This window comes from Oceanimonas aquatica (assembly GCF_030732065.1).
Lineage (GTDB): Bacteria > Pseudomonadota > Gammaproteobacteria > Enterobacterales > Aeromonadaceae > Oceanimonas.
On record NZ_JAVBHX010000002.1, the window covers coordinates 406282 to 422479 of the forward strand.

Genomic DNA, 16198 nt, shown 5'->3' on the forward strand with positions numbered 1-16198 from the left:
GTGCGCTGTGTGCTCACCCTGATCGTTTTTATTTATTGTCGGCTCAGGCGTCGGTTTTTTGTGCCAGCTGCTCTCTTATCTGGGCGCCGGTACAGCCAAAGCGCCGCTCCCGTCCCACAAAGGCAGCAATGGCATCACTGAAGGCATCCTCGCCAAAATCGGGCCAGAGCACGGGGGTAAAATAGAACTCGGCGTAGGCCAGCTGCCATAGCAAAAAGTTGCTGATGCGTTGCTCGCCACCGGTGCGGATCAGCAGATCCACCGGCGTCGAATCGGCAAGCTGAATGTGCTCATTGAGCAGCGACTCGGTGATCTCCGCCGGCGCCAGCTCCCCCCTTGCCACTTGCTCGGCCAGTCCCCGCGCCGCCTGGGTAATGTCCCAGCGGCCACCATAATTGGCGGCAATATTGAGGGTAAAACCGGTATTGCTGGCGGTGAGGCGCTCTGCATCGTCAATCTTGCGCTGCAGGTGCGGGGCGAAGGCGCTGCGATCTCCGATGATGCGCAGCCGAATGTTGTTGCGGTGCAGCTTGCGCACCTCGGAGCCCAGCACGGCAATAAACAGGCTCATCAGGGCACTGACTTCGTCTTCAGGACGGCGCCAGTTTTCGCTGGAGAAGGCAAACAGGGTCAGGGCATCGAGGCCGAGCCGGTAGCCAAAACTGACCGCCGCGCGCACCGATTTCACCCCGGCCTTGTGACCGGACACTCTGAATTTTCCCCGTTGCTCGGCCCAGCGCCCGTTGCCATCCATGATGATGGCGACGTGACGGGGCAGCGGCTGACCTTCAAATGCTGCCGTTGCTGGCATAGTCACTCCTGCACAAAAACAAACGCCGTGCAGGCAGCTACACGGCGTTGGCTACTATACCTGATGTAACTATCAGATTTCCATTAACTCTTTTTCTTTGGCGGCGAGGGCGTCGTCCACCTGCTTGATAAAGAGATCGGTCAGTTTCTGAATGTCGTCCTGGCCGCGACGATCGTCGTCTTCGGAGATCTCTTTTTCCTTCAGCAGTGCCTTCAGGCTGCTGTTGGCGTCGCGACGAATGTTGCGAATGGCCACCCGGCCCTGCTCGGCTTCGTTGCGTACCACCTTGATCAGATCCTTGCGACGCTCTTCGGTGAGCGGCGGCAGCGGAATGCGGATCATGGCACCGGCGCTGGACGGGTTCAGGCCCAGATCGGAAGTCATGATGGCCTTCTCAACGGCCTGGATCATGGAGCGATCGAACACGGTGACGGCCAGGGTGCGGGAGTCTTCGGTAGTGATGTTGGCCAGCTGGTTCAGCGGCGTGGAGGCACCGTAGTAGTCCACGTGAATGGTGTCGAGCAGGCTGGGGTGAGCACGACCGGTGCGCACCTTGTTCATCTGGGTTTTCAGCGCTTCCACGCTTTTTTCCATGCGGGTCTTGGCGTCGGTTTTGATGTCGTTTATCACGGTCGTTATCCTTGTTTTGTCTCGGTGAGGAGTGAGGGATGAGGAGACTCCCCTCACGCCTTTCCCCTCACCTCTCACAGTGTATCAGAGCTTGTTGCTGATCAGAGTGCCTTCGGTTTCACCCATAACGGCACGACGCAGGGCGCCCGGCTTGTTCATATTGAACACGCGAATGGGCAGGTTGTGATCCCGCGCCAGGGTAAAGGCCGCCAGATCCATCACCTTGAGCTCCTGGTCGAGCACGTCGTCGTAGCCCAGGTGGTGATACAGCTCGGCATCGGGGTTCTTGACCGGATCGTCGCTGAACACACCGTCCACCTTGGTGGCCTTGAGCACCACGTCGGCCTCGATTTCGATGCCGCGCAGGCAGGCCGCCGAGTCGGTGGTAAAGAAGGGGTTGCCGGTACCGGCGGAGAAGATCACCACCCGGCCCTTGCGCAGCAGACTGATGGCATCGGCCCAGTTGTAGCTGTCGCACACGCCTTCAAGGGTAATGGCTGACATCAGACGGGCATTCACATAAGCACGGTGCAGAGCATCGCGCATGGCCAGACCGTTCATCACGGTGGCCAACATACCCATGTGGTCGCCCACCACGCGGTTCATGCCCGCTTTGGCCAGGCCCGCACCACGGAAAAGGTTGCCGCCGCCAATCACCAGGCCAACCTGGACGCCCAGTTCCACCAGTTCCTTGATTTCCTGAGCCATACGCTCCAGTACGGCGGGGTCAATTCCAAAGCCTTCCTCTCCCTGCAGCGCTTCGCCGCTGAGCTTGAGAAGAATGCGTCTGTATGCGGGTTTCGGATTGGTACTCATGCTTTCTATTCCTGGTCATAGAAAGACCGCGACGAGATGTCGCGGTCCGAATAGCATTAAAAAAGGCGGGAATTAACCCTTGGAAGCGGCGATCTGAGCCTGAACTTCGGCAGCGAAGTCTTCTTCCTTACGCTCGATACCTTCACCCACTTCAAAGCGGACAAAGCCCAGAGCGTCGGCGCCTTTCTGCTTGAGCAGCTCGCCTACGGAGATGGACGGATCCTTGACGAAGGGCTGACCGGTCAGAGAGATTTCGCCGGTGAACTTCTTCATGCGGCCTTCAACCATCTTCTCGGCGATTTCCTTGGGCTTGCCGGAGTTAACGGCGATGTCCACCTGGATTTCACGCTCTTTGGCAACCACGTCGGCAGACACGTCTTCGGGCTTGACGAACTGCGGAGTGGAAGCGGCCACGTGCATGGCCACGTCTTTGGCCAGCTCTTCGTCGCCACCCTGCAGGTTGGCGATAACGCCAATGCGGGTGCCGTGCAGGTAGGTGGTCAGGTTGTCGCCTTCCACCAGCACTACGCGACGCAGGCTCATGTTTTCACCGATCTTGGCGATCAGGTTGGTCAGGGCGGTTTCAACGGTTTCACCGTTGGCCAGTTCGGCGGCCTTCAGGGCTTCAACGTCGTTGATCTTGTTGGCCAGGGCCAGATCGGCGATCTGCTCGCCCAGGGCGCGGAAACCGGCGTCCTTGGCAACGAAGTCGGTTTCGCTGTTCATTTCTACCAGCACGGCGGTGTTGCCGGCCTGGCGAGCCAGGATGATACCTTCGGCAGCGATGCGGCCGGCTTTCTTGGCAGCTTTGGCCTGGCCGGACTTGCGCATGTCTTCAATGGCCTGCTCGATGTCGCCATTGGCTTCGATCAGGGCTTTTTTACAATCCATCATGCCGGCGCCAGTGCGCTCGCGCAGTTCTTTTACCAGGGCGGCGGTAATGTTAGCCATTCGTAATGTCCTCGGTCTTGTTTCAAAGAAAACAGGGGCACATGGCCCCTGTTAACCTATAACTTGCGTACGGTTAATAAAGGCGTGAGCGCTAAGCTCAGTCTTTATTATTCTTCTACGACGTAGTTGTCTTCCGCTTGCACGGCCAGGTCTTGGGCACGGGCAGTGTTCACGGCATCGGCAGCGGCGTTCAGGTACAGCTGAACGGCACGGATGGCGTCATCGTTGCCGGGGATGATGTAGTCAACGCTGTCCGGGTTGGAGTTGGTGTCAACTACAGATACCACGGGGATGCCCAGGTTGTTGGCTTCCTTGATGGCGATGTGCTCGTGATCGGCGTCGATGACGAACAGTACGTCGGGCAGACCGCCCATGTCCTTGATACCACCCAGGGACTTCTCCAGCTTTTCCATTTCGCGAGTACGCATCAGCGCCTCTTTCTTGGTCAGCTTTTCGAAGGTACCGTCCTGAGACTGAGCTTCCAGATCCTTCAGGCGGTTGATGGACTGACGCACGGTTTTCCAGTTGGTCAGCATACCGCCCAGCCAGCGGTGGTTGACGTAGAACTGGTCGCACTTGGTGGCGGCTTCTTTTACGGCTTCAGAGGCTGCGCGCTTGGTACCAACAAACAGGATTTTACCCTTCTTGGAAGCCACGTTGCCCAGATAGTTCAGCGCATCGTTGAACAGGGGAACGGTCTTTTCCAGGTTGATGATGTGAACCCGGTTGCTGGCGCCGAAAATGTAAGGCTTCATCTTGGGGTTCCAGAAACGGGTCTGGTGACCGAAGTGAACGCCGGCTTTCAGCATGTCGCGCATAGATACTTGTGCCATGATTTCCTCAAAAATGTATTGGGTTAGGCCTCCACACATCCCATGACTCCGACCCGAAGGCACCCTGGAGCATGTGCCGATGTGTGTGTGTGTTAAAAAAGTGAATGTTGGTGTGACCACGGATTTTTGAAACCCGCCATCACGGCGCGTTTTATACCACAATTGCCCCGGCCGCACCAGCGCCGGGACCGATTTCGGTGCTGGAAGTTGCCGCCCGGCAAGGGTACACTTTTGGCCCTTTCACGGGTACGCCCGCTAATCGCCCAGCCATTTCACAGAGACGAGTATGAGCATAGTCATAAAAACCCCGGAAGAAATCGAAAAAATGCGCGTGGCCGGTCGCCTGGCCGCCGAGGTGCTGGAGATGATCGAGCCTCACGTCAAGGCCGGCGTGACCACGGACGAACTCAACCGAATCTGTCATGACTATATCGTGAACGAGCAGCAGGCCATTCCGGCACCGCTGAACTATCACGGCTTTCCCAAGTCGATCTGTACCTCGGTTAACCACGTGATCTGCCATGGCATTCCGTCGGACAAGAAGCTCAAGGAAGGCGACATCGTCAATATCGACATTACCGTGATCAAGGATGGCTACCACGGTGACACCTCCAGAATGTTTACCGTGGGCAAGCCCAGCATCATGGCCGAGCGCCTGTGCCGGATCACTCAGGAGTGCATGGAGCTGGGCATAAAAATGGTGAAGGACGGTGTGCACCTGGGTGACATCGGCGCCGCCATTCAGAAGCACGCCGAGGCTCACAACTATTCGGTGGTGCGGGAATACTGCGGCCATGGTATTGGTGCCGAGTTCCACGAGGAGCCCCAGGTGCTGCACTACGGCAAGGCCGGCACCGGTGAGGTGCTGAAGGCGGGCATGTGCCTGACCATTGAACCCATGATCAACGTGGGCAAGCGCCACAGCAAGATGCTGGCCGACGGCTGGACCGTGGTCACCAAGGACCGCAGCCTCTCGGCCCAGTATGAACACACCATTCTGGTCACCGAAACCGGCTGTGAAGTGCTGACCCTGCGCCAGGACGACAACCTGCCGCGTATTATCACCGCCTGACTGTAATGCGAAGCAGCAGCGCGGTTGCGCTCCGCCGACACGCTTCGGTAGATGCCACTTACCAGTAAAGCCAGCTGCGAACATTCACTGGATGTTCGGTCAGGCTTTACTGGTTCGTCACGGCGAGCAAGCTCGCCCCATGGGCGCTCGGCAAATGCATCTGACCGCCAGGGATGGCGGGAATGCCGAAAATGCAGGAGCAGCTTTTCGGCCCTGGCATTTGACGGTCGGCTACGGCAATCCCCGCTGCTGCTTCGTGAAGCCTCGGAGGTGCCTGTTTGACAACCGGCGGCTCCGAGGTCAAACCCAGGAGGGTTGAGGGCACTGTTTCGCCGTGCCCTCTGCGCCATGGATGGCGCAGTGGAGCCTACATGGACGTATTCACGGCGTGCCGGCGAAACAGTTCCCTGTGTCCGACGAAGTGCACGGCCAGACAGCAAACCTTTGTCATCCGCCTATTCTGTATAACAAAGCAGCTACCCCATGAAACCCAACCTGACCCGTCGCCCTCGCAAGCCCGCACCGAAAAAGCCCGCCGGCCCGCCGGTGACCCTGCTGCTGAACAAGCCCTATATGGTGCTGTGCCAGTTTACCGACGGCGACGGCCGCGAGACCCTGGCCGATTATGTGAAGGTGCCCGGCGTCTATGCCGCCGGGCGGCTGGACCGGGACAGTGAAGGCCTGCTGGTGCTGACCAACGACGGCGCTCTTAATGCCCGCCTGACCCAGCCCGGGCGCAAGACCGCCAAAACCTACTGGGTGCAGGTGGAAGGTGACCCCAGCGAGGCCGACCTCGACCAGCTGCGGCGGGGCGTTGAACTGAAAGACGGCCCTACCCTACCGGCCCGAGTGCGACGCATGGATGAGCCGGATATCTGGCCACGCAACCCGCCCATTCGCGAGCGCCAGCATATTCCCACCACCTGGCTGGAGATTAAAATTACCGAAGGTCGCAACCGCCAGGTGCGGCGCATGACTGCCCATATCGGCTTTCCTACCCTGCGGCTGATCCGTTACGCCATCGGTAACTGGACCCTAGACAGCCTGCAACCCGGACAATGGAGAAAAGTATGAGTCATGCGGTAACCCTGGCAGTGATCGTGCGCGCCGGTGAGCGTTTTTTAATGGTGGAAGAATGGCAGCAGGGCAGAGTGATGTTCAACCAGCCTGCCGGCCACCTGGAACCAGGTGAAAACCTGCTGGACGGTGCCCGGCGCGAGCTGCTGGAAGAAACCGGCCTGGCCCTGCCCCTTGAAGACGCCGTGGCCGTATATCAGTACACGGCACCAGACAACGGCAAACACTTTGTGCGCTTTACCTTTTGCACCGAGGTGGCCGAGCCGTTGCCCACCAACCCGCAGGATCCGGACGGTGATATTATTCGCTGCCACTGGCTGACGCTGGCTGAAATTGAAGCCCTGGGTGAGCAGCTGCGCAGCCCGCTGATTTTGGCCTCCATTCGGGATTATCTCGCCGGTGAGCGGTTTCCGTTGTCGGCGCTAAAGGGCTGGTGAGATAAATGGGGCCTGGAGCGCGGGCAGCCTGCCCGCATTAGCGCCGCAGGCGCTCAAGATCCTGGCGCTTTGCGCCAATTAGCAGGCTGGCAGCCTGCGCTCCATGGAATGTGCGCTTTACCACATCCCTTCCCCATTACCCCTCGCGACATTTGTCTGGTAAAATAGCGCCCGTTTTGCAATCGAGTTAATGGGCGTTATGAGCGATAACAGTCAGGTTAAAGTGATTGTCGGCATGTCCGGCGGTGTGGATTCCTCGGTCTCGGCCTATCTGCTGCAACAGCAGGGCTATCAGGTGGAAGGCCTGTTCATGAAGAACTGGGAAGAAGACGACACCGACGAGTACTGCTCCGCCGCGGAAGATCTGCGCGACGCCCAGGCCGTGTGCGACAAGCTCGGCATTGAACTGCACACCATCAACTTTGCCGCCGAATACTGGGACAATGTGTTCGAGCATTTTCTGGCGGAATACAAGGCCGGCCGCACCCCCAACCCCGATATCCTGTGTAACAAGGAAATCAAGTTCAAGGCCTTCCTGGAGTTCGCCGCCGAAGATCTGGGCGCCGACTATATTGCCACCGGTCACTATGTACGCCGCAGCTTTGACGACGAGCCCAAGCTGCTGCGCGGTCTCGACGGCAACAAGGATCAGAGCTACTTCCTTTACACCCTGAGCTCGCAACAGGTGGCCAAAAGCCTGTTCCCGGTGGGTGAGCTGGAAAAGCCCGAGGTGCGCCGCATTGCCGAACAGCTGGAGCTGGTCACCGCCAAGAAGAAGGACTCCACCGGCATCTGCTTTATCGGCGAGCGCAAGTTTACCGATTTTCTGGCCCGCTACCTGCCCGCCCAGCCCGGTAATATTGAAACCGTAAACGGTGAAGTGATCGGCCAGCATCAGGGGCTGATGTACCACACCCTGGGGCAGCGCAAGGGCCTGGGGATTGGCGGCCTGAAAAACGCCGGCGACGAGCCCTGGTACGTGGTCGACAAGGAAGTGGATCGCAATGTCCTGGTGGTAGCCCAGGGGGATCACCCCCGGCTGTATTCCGACGGCCTGATTGCCCGCCAGCTGCACTGGGTGGATCGTCAGCCTATCATCGAGCCCCTGCGCTGCACCGTCAAAACCCGTTATCGCCAGACCGACATTCCCTGCACCATTGAGCCGGTGGATGCCGACACCATTCGCGTGCTGTTCGATGAGCCTCAGGCGGCGGTGACTCCGGGTCAGTCGGCGGTGTTCTACAGCGGCGAGGTATGCCTCGGCGGCGGCATTATTGAAACCCGGTTCAACAAGGATCAAGCGTGAGTCACAGTCTGGAAAACCAAACCCTGGCCTTTGCCGGCATCTGCCAGGCGGTGAGCCTGGTACAACAGGTGGCCCGCCAGGGCATGATTGAAGACAAGGCGGTGCTGTCCTCGACCCTGAACAGCATCATGGTCACCGACGCCGAGCAGTCGGCGGACATTTACGGCGGCCACGACAACCTGCGGCTGGGCTATCAGACCCTGATCGAACAGCTCAATCCCGACAGCAGCAAGAAAAACGCCGAACTGACCCGCTATCTGGTGGGTCTGGTGGCGCTGGAGCGCAAGCTCTCCAGACGCCGGGATCTGATGTCGATGCTGGGTGAGCGCATCAGTCAGGTCAAACGCCAGCTGCATCACTTTGACCTGCTCGACGAGCAGGTGTTGGCCAATCTGGCCGACATTTACAGCGACATTGTCAGCCCTCTTGGGCCGCGCATTCAGGTCGCCGGTAATCCCAGTTACCTGCAACAACCCATGGTGCAGCATCAGATCCGCGCCCTGCTGCTGGCGGGTATTCGCAGCGCCGTGCTGTGGCGCCAGCTCGGCGGCAAGCGCCGGCATATTTTGTTTTCCCGCAAGCGACTGGTGGCTCAGGCCCAGGCTGCGTTGCGCAACTGATTTGAATTAACGAGTATTATTACCCCCCAACCTTCAGGAGTTTCAGTTCATGGAATTGTCAGCATTAACGGCCATTTCCCCGGTCGATGGCCGTTACGGCAACAAAACCGAGGCGCTGCGCGCCATTTTCTCCGAGTTCGGCCTGCTGCGTTTTCGCGTAGAAGTGGAAGTTCGCTGGCTGCAGGCTCTGGCCGCCCAGGACGCCATTGCTGAAGTACCGGCCTTCTCCGATGAAGCCAATGCCCTGCTCGACAGCATTGTGGCCAACTTCAACGAGGCCGACGGCCAGCGCATCAAGGAAATCGAGCGCACCACCAACCACGACGTCAAGGCCGTGGAATACTTCCTGAAGGAAAAGGTCGAGGCCCTGCCCGAGCTGGCTGCGGTGAGCGAATTCATTCACTTTGCCTGTACCAGTGAAGACATCAACAACAACGCCCACGCCCTGATGCTGAAAGCCGGTCGCGACCAAGTGGTGGTGCCCTATTGCCAGCAGCTGGTGGACGAAGTCAAGCGTCTGGCCGCCCAGTATCGCGATCTGCCCATGCTGAGCCGCACTCACGGTCAGCCCGCCTCGCCCACCACCCTGGGCAAGGAAATGGCCAACGTGGCCTACCGCCTGGAGCGTCAGCTCAAGCAGATTCAGAGCGTGGAGCTGCTGGCCAAGATCAACGGCGCCGTGGGCAACTACAACGCCCATATCTCTGCCTACCCGGAAGTGGACTGGCACGCCTTCTCCGAGCAGTACGTCACCGGCCTGGGCCTGACCTGGAACCCCTACACCACCCAGATTGAACCCCACGACTACATCGCCGAGCTGTTCGACGCCCTGGCCCGCTTCAACACCATTCTGCTCGACTTCGACCGGGACGTGTGGGGCTACATCTCAGTGGGTTACTTCAAGCAGAAGACCGTGGCCGGTGAAATCGGCTCCAGCACCATGCCCCACAAGGTCAACCCCATCGACTTTGAAAATTCCGAGGGCAACCTGGGCCTGGCCAACGCCATTTTCAATCACCTGGCCGCCAAACTGCCGGTATCCCGCTGGCAGCGTGATCTGACCGACAGTACCGTGCTGCGCAACCTGGGTGTGGCCGTGGGCTACTCACTGATCGCCTATCAGGCCACTCTGAAAGGCATCAGCAAGCTGGAAGCCAACCCGCAGGCGCTGGCCGCCGATCTGGATCTGAACTGGGAAGTGCTGGCCGAGCCGGTACAAACCGTGATGCGCCGCTACGGCATTGAAAAGCCCTACGAGAAGCTGAAAGAGCTGACCCGGGGCAAGCGGGTGGACGGCGAAGGCATGCGCGCCTTTATCGACGGTCTGGAACTGCCCGATTCCGTCAAGGATGAGCTCAAGCAACTGACCCCGGCCAACTACATCGGCCGCGCGGTACAGCTCACCGACGAGCTGAAGTAATCCTGGAGCGCGGGCTGCCAGCCCGCAATTTGGTGCGAAGCGCCAATCCGCGTTGAACAGCCTGCGCCCCACCTAGATACATTCTCTTGAGCGCGGGCTGCCCGCCCGCAATTTGGTGCGAAGCGCCGATCTGCTTTGAGCGCCCTGCGGGCGCTAATGCAGGCTGGCAGCCTGCGCTCCAAAAAAACGACCACGCTTCGCCCTGCTTCACACATTTACCTTTCCACACCGCCGCAGCTTGCGACAGCCCACAAAAACCGCTCTTCCCCTTCGCTTTTTTTCCTTTGGTTTCACTAACATGCTTTCCAGTCATGATTGGGAGCAGCATGAAAATGAACAGCCGCACACGGGAAATGGCGCACATTGTGATGCGCGGTTTCGACGCCTTTCACCGCTATTTTCTGGTGATCACCCAGGGGGCCAAAAGCCGCTTTGAAGCCCGGGACTGGAACGGCGTGCAACTGGCCTCGCGCCGGCGCATCTGGCTTTATGACGATCACGTCAACAACACGGTGCGCGCCGTGCTCGACTACAACCGGGGACCGCTGCGCCACCAGGAGCTGAAGGCGCTCAAACAGGCCTTTAACGATCTGCTGATCGCCCATCCCAATGCCGACATGGCCGAGTCTTTCTACAACTCGGTATACCGCCGCTCCACCCGCCACCGCAGCATTCGCGCCGAAAACCTTTATGTGCACCCCTTTGTACCTTATCCCGGCGAGCAGGATCTGACGGCCGTCACCCGGCAATACGCCATTGCTCCCGGTGAGCTGACCGGCACCCTGCAACGAATGCTGGAGCGCCTGGGGCTGGAGCTGTCCTTTGTGCGGCTGGAGCAGGATTTGAAGCATGTACAGCGTACCCTGGCCGAACAGGGGCTGGGCGATACGCCGCTCACTCTCACCCTGCTCAGACCGCTGTTCTACCGCAACAAGGGCGCCTACCTGATTGGCCGGCTGGAGCGAGCCGACGGCCCGCTGCCCTTTATTGTGCCCATCCTGCACGAAAGTGACGGCCTGGTGCTGGATACCCTGCTGCTGAGCCAGGATGACGCCTCCATTCTGTTTGGCTTTGCCCGGGCCTATTTTATGGTGTGGTGCCCGCAACCCTCGCTGCTGGTGCAGTTTCTGCGACCGCTGCTGCCCAACAAGTCGGATTACGAAATTTACAACGCCATCGGCTGGCAAAAGCACGGCAAGACCATCTTCTACCGGGACTTTTTGCAGCACTTACAGCACTCACGGGACCAGTTCGTGCCGGCGAAAGGTATCAAGGGCATGGTGATGTGCGTGTTTACCCTGCCGTCGTTCGATGTGGTGTTCAAGGTGATCAAGGATCACTTTACTCCGCCCAAAACCGTAGACCGGGCCACCGTCAAGGCCAAGTACCGGCTGGTGAAGCAGCACGACCGGGTGGGCCGCATGGCCGACACCATGGAGTTCACCAACTTCGAACTGCCGCTGCACCGTATCAGCCCCGAATTGCTGGCAGAATTGCAGCGGGAAGTGCCCTCTCTGCTCACCCTCAAGGAAGACCGGCTGATCATTCACCACCTCTATACCGAGCGGCGCATGACGCCACTCAACATGTACCTGGAGCAGGCCGATGACGAACAGCTCAGGAATGCCCTGGACGAATACGCCAGCGCCCTGAAACAACTGGCCGCCGCCAATATCTTTCCCGGCGACATGCTGTTCAAGAATTTCGGCGTGACCCGCCACGGCCGGGTGATCTTTTACGACTATGACGAAATCGCCTACATGACCGAGTGCCACTTTCGCGACATACCCAAAACCGACAATCTGCAGGATCAGCTCTGCCCCGAGCCCTGGTATTCGGTAGGCCCAAATGATGTGTTTCCGGAGGAGTTCAAGACCTTTCTGCTGTACAAACCCCGTATTCGCAACGCCTTTGACGAGCGGCACCTGGAGCTGTTTACCGCGGATTACTGGCGGCAGCTGCAGCACCACATTGAGCAAGGCCGGGTGGAGGATATTTTTCCCTACCGGCGGCGGCAGCGGTTTCGTTACAGGTATGGTGAAAGCCGTGAGGGGTAAGGGGTGAGGAGGGCGGTGAAGCAGGTACTCTCCTCACTCATGTCCCCTCCCCCTCACACAAACATCAAAGCTGCGGGTGGCTCAGGGGCTCGCGGGACACCAGCACGCCGTTCAAGTCCGAGTAGATGTAATCTCCCGGATAAATGGTGACGCCGGCAAAGGTGACCGGTACGTCCACCACGCCTTCACCGCGCTTTTCCGAGCGAATGGGGCAGGCCGCCAGGGCCTTGATGCCCAGTGACAGCCCGCCGAGGGTGCCGGCATCGCGAATGGCGCCGTGGATCACAATGCCTTCCCAGCCATTTTCCAGCGCCTTTTCTGCCAGTATGTCGCCCATCAGAGCACAGCGCAGCAGGCCGCCGCCGTCCACCACCAGCACCTTGCCGGTGCCGGGCTGAGACACCAGCTCCCGCACCCGGGAGTTGTCTTCGTAGCAGCGCACCGTCACCGCCTGGCCCCAGAACAGGCACTCCGCGCCAAAATCGCGAAATACCGGGTCCAGCACTCTGACCAGGTCGGCATGTTCATCACACAAATCCGGCAACAAATCGAGCATATTATCCTCCGTTATCAGCACACGTTCCGGGCCTTCGTCTTTGGCGAAAATCCCGGTTCCCAAAAGCGTAATCCGTGTTTGCATCGGGGGGGATTTTGTTAAATTGGCGCTTGACCTAGATCAAGACCCTTCTTAAAACTATTTAACAATATCCGTTGCAAACTGTTGTTATGCCCCTGTTAACTGTTAAAATAACACCAATTTAGCAAAAGGACCTCTGTTCTTCCCGTTTTCAACTCTGTTGGGTATGACGCAGTAACTGCATGGGATGCATATAAAAAACAATAACAGCACTACGACAGGGGCAGGCCCCGGCATGGTAAACACCGCTCACAAGTAAGTTTGTTACACCAACCTTTTGCCTTGCCGCCTGACCTCGGAACCGTGGTGCCGATGCCAGTATTTTTACATTCAGAGAACAGGTAAGCTCATGCAGACTCCACACATTCTTATCGTCGAAGACGAACTGGTCACCCGTAACACCCTTAAAGGTATTTTTGAGGCGGAAGGTTACACCGTACTGGAAGCCACCGATGGTGAGGAAATGTACAAGGCCCTGTCCGATCACAAGGTGAACCTGGTGATCATGGACATCAACCTACCCGGCAAAAATGGCCTGTTGCTGGCCCGGGAACTGCGTGAGCAGCACAACCTGGCCCTGATGTTCCTCACCGGCCGCGACAACGAGGTTGACAAGATCCTCGGTCTGGAAATCGGCGCCGACGACTACATCACCAAGCCGTTCAACCCCCGTGAGCTGACCATTCGTGCCCGCAACCTGCTGGGTCGTACCATGCAGGCCCCCGATGCCCAGGAAGACGAAAAGCAGGTGGAGGCCTACCGCTTTAACGGCTGGACCCTGGACATCAACAGCCGTGCCCTGGTGAGCCCCAGCGGTGAAGTGTTCAAGCTGCCCCGCAGCGAGTTCCGCGCCATGGTGCATTTCTGTGAGCACCCGGGCCAGATCCAGAGCCGCGCCGAACTGCTGAAGAAAATGACCGGCCGCGAACTCAAGCCCCATGACCGCACCGTGGACGTGACCATTCGCCGCATTCGCAAGCACTTTGAATCGGTGCCCGATACCCCCGAAATCATCGCCACCATTCACGGTGAAGGCTACCGCTTCTGCGGCGAGCTGGAAGGGTAAAAAACACGTCATGCCGGGCCACGACCCGGCATCTTCGGATTCCGGCTCAAGGCCGGAATGACGGCAAAAAAATACCGGCCATAGGGCCGGTATTTTTGTTTGTGACTTTTTGTTTGTGACTGTGGTGCCTTACAGCACGTCGACGGCGTTCAGCTCGCGGAACGCCTGCTCCAGGCGGGCGATCATGCTGAGCTGGCCTTCACGCAGCCAGACGCGGGGATCGTAGTACTTCTTGTTGGGCTTATCGTCGCCCTCGGGGTTACCGATCTGGCCCTGCAGATAGGCTTCCTTTTCCTTGTAGTAGTTCATCACGCCGGCCCAGGTGGCCCACTGGGTGTCGGTGTCGATGTTCATCTTGATCACACCGTAGCTGATGGACTCCTTGATTTCCTCGGCAGAGGAGCCGGAGCCGCCGTGGAACACGAAGTCCAGGGACTTGGGCGCCAGACCGAACTTCTCGGACACGTACTTCTGGGAGTTGTCGAGGATCTTCGGGGTCAGCTTGACGTTACCCGGCTTGTACACGCCGTGCACATTGCCAAAGGAGGCGGCGATGGTGAACTTGTCGCTGACCGCACTCAGTTTCTCGTAGGCATAGGCCACGTCTTCCGGCTGGGTATACAGCAGGGAGCTGTCCATGCCGGTGTTGTCGACGCCGTCTTCTTCACCGCCGGTGCAGCCCAGTTCGATTTCCAGGGTCATGCCAATCTTGCTCATGCGCTCCAGGTAGTTGGCGCAGATTTCGATGTTCTCTTCCAGGCTCTCTTCGGACAGGTCGATCATGTGGGAGCTGAACAGCGGCTTGCCGGTTTCGGCAAAGTGCTTTTCACCGGCGTCGAGCAGGCCGTCAATCCAGGGCAGCAGCTTCTTGGCGGCATGATCGGTATGCAGGATCACCGGCACGCCATAGACCTCGGCCACCGCATGCACGTGACGGGCACCGGAAATGGCACCGAGAATGGCGGCCTGGTGACCTTCCAGCTTGAGGCCTTTACCGGCAAAGTAGGCGGCACCGCCGTTGGAGAACTGCACGATCACCGGCGCCTTGACCTTGGCGGCGGCTTCGATCACGGCGTTGACCGAGTCGGTACCGACCACGTTCACCGCCGGCAGGGCGAACTGGTTTTCCTTGGCGATGGCAAAGATCTTTTGCATGTCATCGCCGCTGACCACGCCCGGCTTGACCACGTCGGAAATTTTCTGGGACATTTTTTGCTCCTGTATGCTGCATCGCGGCCGGCGCTACCGGCCGCGTTAACTGAATAAGTGGGCTCAGCCCTGGGCACGCTGCTCCAGCATGGCCACTGCCGGCAGGGTCTTGCCTTCCACAAATTCGAGGAAAGCGCCGCCACCGGTGGAGATATAGGACACCTTGTCCTTGATGCCGAACTTGTCGATGGCCGCCAGGGTGTCGCCACCACCGGCGATGGAGAAGGCGTCGCTCTCGGCAATGGCTTTGGCCACCACCTCGGTGCCGTGGGCGAACTGATCGAATTCAAACACGCCCACCGGACCATTCCACAGAATGGTTTTGGCTTCTTTCAGAATTTTGGCCAGGGCATCGGCGGAATCGGGGCCCAGATCGAAGATCATGTCGTCGGCGTCCACCTCGCTCACCGGCTTGGTGGCGGCCTCGGCCTGCTCGGAAAACTCGGTGCCTACCACCACGTCGGTGGCCAGGGGAATGGCGCACTCGGCGGCAAGCTTTTTGGCGGTGTCGAGCAGCTCGGGCTCATACAGTGACTTGCCCACCGGGTGACCGGCGGCAGCGATAAAGGTGTTGGCGATGCCGCCGCCCACCACCAGCTGGTCGGCGACCTGGGACAGGGACTCCAGCACGGTCAGCTTGGTGGATACCTTGGAGCCGCCCACAATGGCCACCATGGGACGGGCCGGCTTATCCATGGCCTTGGCCAGGGCGTCCAGCTCGGCGGACAGCAAGGGGCCGGCACAGGCCACGGGGGCGTATTTGGCCACGCCGTGGGTGGAGGCCTGGGCCCGGTGAGCGGTGCCGAAGGCATCCATCACAAACACATCACACAGCGCCGCGTACTGACGGGACAGGGTCTCGTCGTCCTTCTTCTCGCCCTGGTTGAAGCGCACGTTTTCCAGTACCACCAGCTCATTGTCGGCAATCTCGAGGCCGTTCAGGTAGTCGCTTGCCAGGCGCACCGGCACGCTCAGTTTGCCGGCCAGATAGTCCACCACCGGTTGCAGAGAGAACTCGTCGGCATATTCCCCTTCGGTGGGGCGGCCCAGGTGCGAGGTCACCATCACCTTGGCGCCCTTGGCCAGGGCCGCTTCAATGGTGGGCAGCGAGGCCAGAATGCGGGCGTCGGAGCCGACCTTGCCGTTTTTTACCGGCACGTTCAGGTCGGCGCGGATCAGCACCCGCTTGCCGGACAGATCGAGTTCATTCATTTTGATGACAGACATAATACGTCCTCTAAATTGGCAGTACTGTT

General features: G+C 59.1%; 15 protein-coding genes and 1 pseudogene. 8 read left to right on the forward strand and 8 right to left on the reverse strand.

The genetic code is table 11. From position 1 onward, the window contains the following. Positions 1-43: 43 nt before the first annotated feature. The 5 genes from uppS to rpsB form a co-directional block, all read right to left on the reverse strand. Positions 44-811: a polyprenyl diphosphate synthase gene (uppS, locus tag Q9290_RS05010; RefSeq protein WP_306078534.1), complete on the reverse strand. Its 768-nt coding sequence runs from the start codon at positions 809-811 to the stop codon at positions 44-46. Positions 812-883: 72 nt separating this feature from the next. Next, a complete protein-coding gene (gene frr, locus Q9290_RS05015) occupies positions 884-1441 on the reverse strand; it encodes a ribosome recycling factor (protein ID WP_306078535.1) in 558 nt (185 codons plus the stop codon). A gap of 84 nt (positions 1442-1525) precedes the next feature. Next, positions 1526-2257 (reverse strand): UMP kinase, encoded by a 732-nt coding sequence (pyrH, locus tag Q9290_RS05020; protein ID WP_306078536.1) that lies wholly within the window; start codon positions 2255-2257, stop codon positions 1526-1528. A gap of 72 nt (positions 2258-2329) precedes the next feature. Beyond that, positions 2330-3208, reverse strand: a complete 879-nt coding sequence (gene tsf, locus Q9290_RS05025; RefSeq protein WP_306078537.1) for a translation elongation factor Ts — start codon at positions 3206-3208, stop codon at positions 2330-2332. A gap of 107 nt (positions 3209-3315) precedes the next feature. Beyond that, positions 3316-4041 (reverse strand): 30S ribosomal protein S2, encoded by a 726-nt coding sequence (rpsB, locus tag Q9290_RS05030; protein WP_306078538.1) that lies wholly within the window; start codon positions 4039-4041, stop codon positions 3316-3318. Between the two features lie 286 nt (positions 4042-4327). Between rpsB and map the strand changes: the two genes are divergently transcribed. The 7 genes and pseudogenes from map to aceK all read left to right on the forward strand — a co-directional run bounded on the left by map (position 4328) and on the right by aceK (position 12030). Then, positions 4328-5113, forward strand: coding sequence for a type I methionyl aminopeptidase (gene map, locus Q9290_RS05035; RefSeq protein WP_306078539.1), 786 nt, complete (start codon positions 4328-4330; stop codon positions 5111-5113). Between the two features lie 483 nt (positions 5114-5596). Next, positions 5597-6178: pseudogene (locus tag Q9290_RS05040) on the forward strand (pseudouridine synthase); the annotation flags it as partial. A gap of 5 nt (positions 6179-6183) precedes the next feature. After that, entirely contained in the window at positions 6184-6627 is a 444-nt protein-coding gene (locus Q9290_RS05045) for an NUDIX hydrolase (RefSeq protein WP_306078540.1), read from the forward strand. Positions 6628-6826: 199 nt separating this feature from the next. Then, on the forward strand, positions 6827-7933 hold the full coding sequence (mnmA, locus tag Q9290_RS05050) for a tRNA 2-thiouridine(34) synthase MnmA (RefSeq protein WP_306078541.1): 1107 nt from the start codon (positions 6827-6829) through the stop codon (positions 7931-7933). Continuing rightward, positions 7930-8553 carry a high frequency lysogenization protein HflD gene (hflD, locus tag Q9290_RS05055; RefSeq protein ID WP_306078542.1) on the forward strand — a complete coding sequence of 208 codons (624 nt, stop codon included), beginning with the start codon at positions 7930-7932 and terminating at the stop codon, positions 8551-8553. Before mnmA ends, hflD begins: the two co-directional genes overlap by 4 nt. A gap of 49 nt (positions 8554-8602) precedes the next feature. Then, on the forward strand, positions 8603-9973 hold the full coding sequence (gene purB / locus Q9290_RS05060; RefSeq protein ID WP_306078543.1) for an adenylosuccinate lyase: 1371 nt from the start codon (positions 8603-8605) through the stop codon (positions 9971-9973). A gap of 326 nt (positions 9974-10299) precedes the next feature. Beyond that, positions 10300-12030, forward strand: coding sequence for a bifunctional isocitrate dehydrogenase kinase/phosphatase (gene aceK, locus Q9290_RS05065; protein ID WP_306078544.1), 1731 nt, complete (start codon positions 10300-10302; stop codon positions 12028-12030). A gap of 64 nt (positions 12031-12094) precedes the next feature. On the opposite strand, the gene Q9290_RS05070 is transcribed toward aceK, so the two are convergent. Continuing rightward, positions 12095-12586, reverse strand: coding sequence for a putative 4-hydroxy-4-methyl-2-oxoglutarate aldolase (locus Q9290_RS05070; RefSeq protein ID WP_306078545.1), 492 nt, complete (start codon positions 12584-12586; stop codon positions 12095-12097). 430 nt (positions 12587-13016) lie between these two features. On the opposite strand from Q9290_RS05070, the gene arcA reads away from it, so the two are divergent. After that, positions 13017-13733 carry a two-component system response regulator ArcA gene (arcA, locus tag Q9290_RS05075; protein ID WP_306078546.1) on the forward strand — a complete coding sequence of 239 codons (717 nt, stop codon included), beginning with the start codon at positions 13017-13019 and terminating at the stop codon, positions 13731-13733. Positions 13734-13862: 129 nt separating this feature from the next. Here the strand turns inward: arcA and fbaA are convergent, their stop codons facing one another. Both fbaA and Q9290_RS05085 read right to left on the reverse strand, forming a co-directional pair. After that, complete coding sequence (fbaA, locus tag Q9290_RS05080) at positions 13863-14942, reverse strand: class II fructose-bisphosphate aldolase (protein WP_306078547.1); 1080 nt, start codon at positions 14940-14942, stop codon at positions 13863-13865. 63 nt (positions 14943-15005) lie between these two features. Further along, entirely contained in the window at positions 15006-16169 is a 1164-nt protein-coding gene (locus Q9290_RS05085) for a phosphoglycerate kinase (protein ID WP_306078548.1), read from the reverse strand. Positions 16170-16198 lie beyond the last annotated feature (29 nt).

What these genes read in the sequence shown, in the direction of transcription:
- uppS (WP_306078534.1), bottom strand. Translation starts at nt 811, where the DNA reads ATGCCAGCAACGGCAGCATTTGAAGGTCAGCCGCTGCCCCGTCACGTC.
- pyrH (WP_306078536.1), bottom strand. Translation starts at nt 2,257, where the DNA reads ATGAGTACCAATCCGAAACCCGCATACAGACGCATTCTTCTCAAGCTC.
- tsf (WP_306078537.1), bottom strand. Translation starts at nt 3,208, where the DNA reads ATGGCTAACATTACCGCCGCCCTGGTAAAAGAACTGCGCGAGCGCACT.
- rpsB (WP_306078538.1), bottom strand. Translation starts at nt 4,041, where the DNA reads ATGGCACAAGTATCTATGCGCGACATGCTGAAAGCCGGCGTTCACTTC.
- map (WP_306078539.1), top strand. Translation starts at nt 4,328, where the DNA reads ATGAGCATAGTCATAAAAACCCCGGAAGAAATCGAAAAAATGCGCGTG.
- Q9290_RS05045 (WP_306078540.1), top strand. Translation starts at nt 6,184, where the DNA reads ATGAGTCATGCGGTAACCCTGGCAGTGATCGTGCGCGCCGGTGAGCGT.
- mnmA (WP_306078541.1), top strand. Translation starts at nt 6,827, where the DNA reads ATGAGCGATAACAGTCAGGTTAAAGTGATTGTCGGCATGTCCGGCGGT.
- purB (WP_306078543.1), top strand. Translation starts at nt 8,603, where the DNA reads ATGGAATTGTCAGCATTAACGGCCATTTCCCCGGTCGATGGCCGTTAC.
- aceK (WP_306078544.1), top strand. Translation starts at nt 10,300, where the DNA reads ATGAAAATGAACAGCCGCACACGGGAAATGGCGCACATTGTGATGCGC.
- Q9290_RS05070 (WP_306078545.1), bottom strand. Translation starts at nt 12,586, where the DNA reads ATGCTCGATTTGTTGCCGGATTTGTGTGATGAACATGCCGACCTGGTC.
- arcA (WP_306078546.1), top strand. Translation starts at nt 13,017, where the DNA reads ATGCAGACTCCACACATTCTTATCGTCGAAGACGAACTGGTCACCCGT.
- fbaA (WP_306078547.1), bottom strand. Translation starts at nt 14,942, where the DNA reads ATGTCCCAGAAAATTTCCGACGTGGTCAAGCCGGGCGTGGTCAGCGGC.
- Q9290_RS05085 (WP_306078548.1), bottom strand. Translation starts at nt 16,169, where the DNA reads ATGTCTGTCATCAAAATGAATGAACTCGATCTGTCCGGCAAGCGGGTG.